Genomic DNA, 3597 nt, shown 5'->3' with positions numbered 1-3597 from the left:
GCAAAGCTGATCCGGGTGGTGCGGGCATCCTTGACCAGGAGGCGCAGTGCATTGCCCTGGCGTGGCCGGGCGGCGCGGTCGAGGAATAGCGCTGGCTCGCCGATGGTGCGGCGGACGATGAAGGACACGATGGCCGGCAGCAGGCCGATCGCGAACATGCCGCGCCAGCCGATCAGTGGCAGCAAGAGCGGCGTGGCCAGCGCGGCGGCCAGCACGCCTGCCTGCCAGCCGAGCCCGACATAGGAGGAGGCGCGGGCCCGGTAGCGGGCGGGCCAGGTCTCCGCCACCAGCGCCATGCCGATGCCGAACTCGCCGCCCAGGCCGAGGCCGGCGATGGTGCGATAGGCCAGCAGGTCCCAATAGCCCTGGGCCAGAGCACAGAGGCCGGTGAAGACGGCGAAGAGCAGGATGGTCCAGGTCAGCACCCGCACGCGGCCGAGGCGGTCGCTGAGCATGCCGAACAGGATGCCCCCGGCGACGGCGCCGATCAGCGTCGCGGTCACCAGCGACCCCGATTCGGCCGGGGTCAGCGCCAGCCCGGCGGCCACCGCCGACAGCATGAAACCGAGGATCAGCAGGTCGAACCCGTCCATGGCGTAGCCGACCGCCGAGGCCAACAGCGCCCGCCGCGCCGTCGCATCCGGCTTGTCCGCCGCCGCGCCGCCTGCCGCCATTCCGATTTCCGTCGTCGCCATCGCCGTCCCCCGCCTGTTCCCCGAACCGTCCGAGCATTGTTTCAGTTCGATTGCAAGCAAGACCGGTGCCAGGGAGGGGGATCGCGCTAGACTGTCGGCGGAATCGAAGCGAGGACGGGCGATGCTGAGCGAAACCCAGAAGGCGCAATATGCGCGGGACGGCTATCTGGTGCTGGACGGCTTCAAGCCGATCGAGGAGATCCGCGCCGTCCGTGCCCAGGCCGAGGCGATCGTCGAGGCCTTCGATCCCGGCGACACCGTCTCGATCTTCACCACCAGGGAGCAGGAGCGGAAGTCAGACGAGTACTTCCTGACCTCGGGCGACAAGATCCGCTGCTTCTTCGAGGAGGAGGCGTTCGACGGCGAGGGCCAGCTGCGCCAGGCCAAGGCGCTGTCGATCAACAAGATCGGCCATGCGCTGCACGACCTGGACCCGGTGTTCGACCGCTTCTCACGCGACCCGAAGCTGGCGGCACTGGCCGCCGATCTCGGCCTGGTCGAGCCGCAGATCTGGCAGTCGATGTACATCTTCAAGCAGCCGGGGATCGGCGGCGAGGTGCGCTGGCATCAGGACGCCAGCTTCTTCGAGACCACGCCGATCAGCGTCACCACCTTCTGGTTCGCGCTGGAGGATGCCGACCGCTCCAACGGCTGCCTGTGGGTCGAGCCCGGCGGCCACCGCGGGCCGCTGCGCGAGCGCTTCCTGCTGGAGGACGGCGCGACCCGAATGGAGACGCTGGACGCGACGCCGTGGCCGACCGATGCCACCGCCGTGCCGGTCGAGGTCAAGGCCGGCGCGCTGGTGTGCTTCCACGGCCGGCTGCCGCATTACAGCGCGCCGAACCGGTCGCCGGTGTCGCGCCACGCCTACACGCTGCACGTCACCGACGGCCGCACCGCCTATTCGCCGCGCAACTGGCTGCGCCGCGGGCCGGACATGCCGGTGCGGGGATTTGCCTGAGCCCACAAGGGCTTGCATCCCGGCGCGTGTTGATCCCATCCTTGCCGGCAACAGGGTCCGCAAGGGACCGCAGCCGGGAGGGAGTCATGGTCAAGGCCGTGTTGACCGGAACCGACGACCAGGGCGGCGCCGTGTCGATCCCCAAGGGCGACATCGTCTTCATCCGCGAATCCTACCGGTCGGGCGAGATCCCCGGCCGCACGAAGATCGATTTCGGCACCGCCGCGACGGAGCAGGAGGCCTATCTGGTCGACTCGCTGACCACGGTGCTGAAGAAGCTGGGCAACGGCGTCGCGGTCGCCCGGCTGACCACGCCGTCGGGCACGCCGGTGCACATCGTCGCCGCCCAGGTCGAGGCGGTGCGGGCGCCGCAGAGCTGGCACCATCCGAAGGCCCGCACTGTGCTGCTGGCCCGCGGCCGCGAGATCCAGGTGCGCGAGGAGCGCGACCTGGTGCTGCGCCGGATCAACGCCGCGCGGCCGGACCGGGCCAAGCCGATCGCCTGACCCGCACAGGAAACGGGCCGGCGAAGGCCGGCCCGTCCTGGATCAATCTGTCCTGAGGGTCAGTTCAGGCCGCGCGACCAGCTGTCGACCTGGCGCTCGGCCTCTTCCTTGGCGATGCCGTAGCGCTCCTGCACCCGGCCGACCAACTGGTCACGCTGGCCGTCGAGCACGTCGAGGTCGTCATCGGTCAGCTTGCCCCACTGCACCTTGGCCTTGCCCTTCAACTGCTTCCACTGGCCTGAAATCTGGTCCCAGTTCATCGCGATCTCCTGTCGTAAGGGGTCAGGTCCGGATCAGGGCGAGCCCGCTTTCCGGATCGAGCGCCTTGCGCAGATGCGCCGGGGATTCGGTGACGATCAGCTCCAGCGTCGGCCGCACCTTGGCCTCGGCCAGGTGGCCGGCCAGGGCGGTGCCGTCGCGGCGGCCGAGCACCAGATGCACATGCAGCGCCGGCTTGCCCTCAGGCGACACCGCGATGTCGCCGATCAGCGACGCCACCTCGACCTGCTCCTTCACCGGGATCGGCAGGTATTCCTTCCGCTCCCAGTCGAAATAGCGCAGCCCGGCCTCGCTGAAGGCGCCGATGCCGGTGATCTGGGCGGCTGTCAGCCGCTCCGCCTCGGCGAAGCGCTGCAGGCTCTCCATCACCGCCTCCCCGGTCTCGAGGATGACGGCGAAGACCCGCTGACCGTCGGCCGCATGCAGCTGCTTGACGTTCATCCGTCGCTCCCGTGGCACTCCTCAAGGCAACGGGGCGGCGAAAGGGGTCGTTCCCCTTCGCTTATAGATCGACCCGCCGGATCCGGGCGCCGCAGCGGCGCAGCCGGTCGACCAGGCTGTCATAGCCGCGATCGACATGCTCGACCCCGTGCAGCGTGCTGGTGCCTTCGGCGCCCAGCGCCGCGATCAGCAAGGCGGCGCCGGCGCGGATGTCGGTCGCCGTCACCTCGGCCCCGTGCAGCGCCGGGACGCCGCGGATCACCGCATGGTTGCGCACCACCCGGATGTTGGCGCCCATGCGCTGCAGCTCCGGCACATGGCGGAAGCGGTTCTCGAACAGCGTCTCGGTGACCATCGCCGCGCCCTCGGCGCAGGACAGCAGCGCCATGGCCTGGGGCTGCAGGTCGGTGGCGAAGCCGGGATAGGGCTGGGTCATGATGTCGACGCCGACCAGCCCGCCGGCGCCGCGCCGGGCGGTGATGGCGCCCCCCTCGGCCGCGATTTCGATTCCCGCCTCCTCGAACACCGGGAGGGCGGCGCTCAAGAGTTCGGTGGAAGCCCCGGCCAGGCGCAGCTCCCCACCCGTGGCCGCGGCGGCGCAGATCAGCGTGCCCAGCTCGATCCGGTCCGGCAGCACGTCATAGCTGGCACCGTGCAGCCGGTCGACGCCGGTGATGTGCAGCGTGTCGGTGCCGATGCCGTCGATGCGGGCGCC

5 protein-coding genes and 1 pseudogene are annotated in these 3597 nt (G+C 70.1%); 2 read left to right on the top strand and 4 right to left on the bottom strand.

The genetic code is table 11. The features are described 5' to 3' along the window. Positions 1-695, bottom strand: a 695-nt coding sequence (locus ABDW35_RS33970; protein WP_343718266.1) for an MFS transporter, incomplete at its 3' end; no start/stop codon positions are given. A 121-nt stretch (positions 696-816) separates the two neighbouring features. On the opposite strand from ABDW35_RS33970, the gene ABDW35_RS33965 reads away from it, so the two are divergent. Further along, positions 817-1656 carry a phytanoyl-CoA dioxygenase family protein gene (locus ABDW35_RS33965; RefSeq protein WP_343718265.1) on the top strand — a complete coding sequence of 280 codons (840 nt, stop codon included), beginning with the start codon at positions 817-819 and terminating at the stop codon, positions 1654-1656. A gap of 86 nt (positions 1657-1742) precedes the next feature. Continuing rightward, positions 1743-2162 carry a hypothetical protein gene (locus ABDW35_RS33960; RefSeq protein ID WP_343718264.1) on the top strand — a complete coding sequence of 140 codons (420 nt, stop codon included), beginning with the start codon at positions 1743-1745 and terminating at the stop codon, positions 2160-2162. 59 nt (positions 2163-2221) lie between these two features. Here the strand turns inward: ABDW35_RS33960 and ABDW35_RS33955 are convergent, their stop codons facing one another. The 3 genes and pseudogenes from ABDW35_RS33955 to ABDW35_RS33945 all read right to left on the bottom strand — a co-directional run. Next, complete coding sequence (locus tag ABDW35_RS33955; RefSeq protein WP_343718263.1) at positions 2222-2422, bottom strand: CsbD family protein; 201 nt, start codon at positions 2420-2422, stop codon at positions 2222-2224. Between the two features lie 22 nt (positions 2423-2444). Further along, a complete protein-coding gene (locus tag ABDW35_RS33950) occupies positions 2445-2882 on the bottom strand; it encodes a PPC domain-containing DNA-binding protein (RefSeq protein WP_343718262.1) in 438 nt (145 codons plus the stop codon). 61 nt (positions 2883-2943) lie between these two features. Beyond that, positions 2944-3597, bottom strand: a pseudogene (locus ABDW35_RS33945) (UDP-N-acetylglucosamine 1-carboxyvinyltransferase); the annotation flags it as partial.

The sequence above is a fragment of the Inquilinus sp. genome (assembly GCF_039594555.1).
Taxonomy (GTDB): Bacteria; Pseudomonadota; Alphaproteobacteria; order DSM-16000; family Inquilinaceae; genus Inquilinus.
This window is presented reverse-complemented; position numbering and strand designations above follow the sequence as displayed.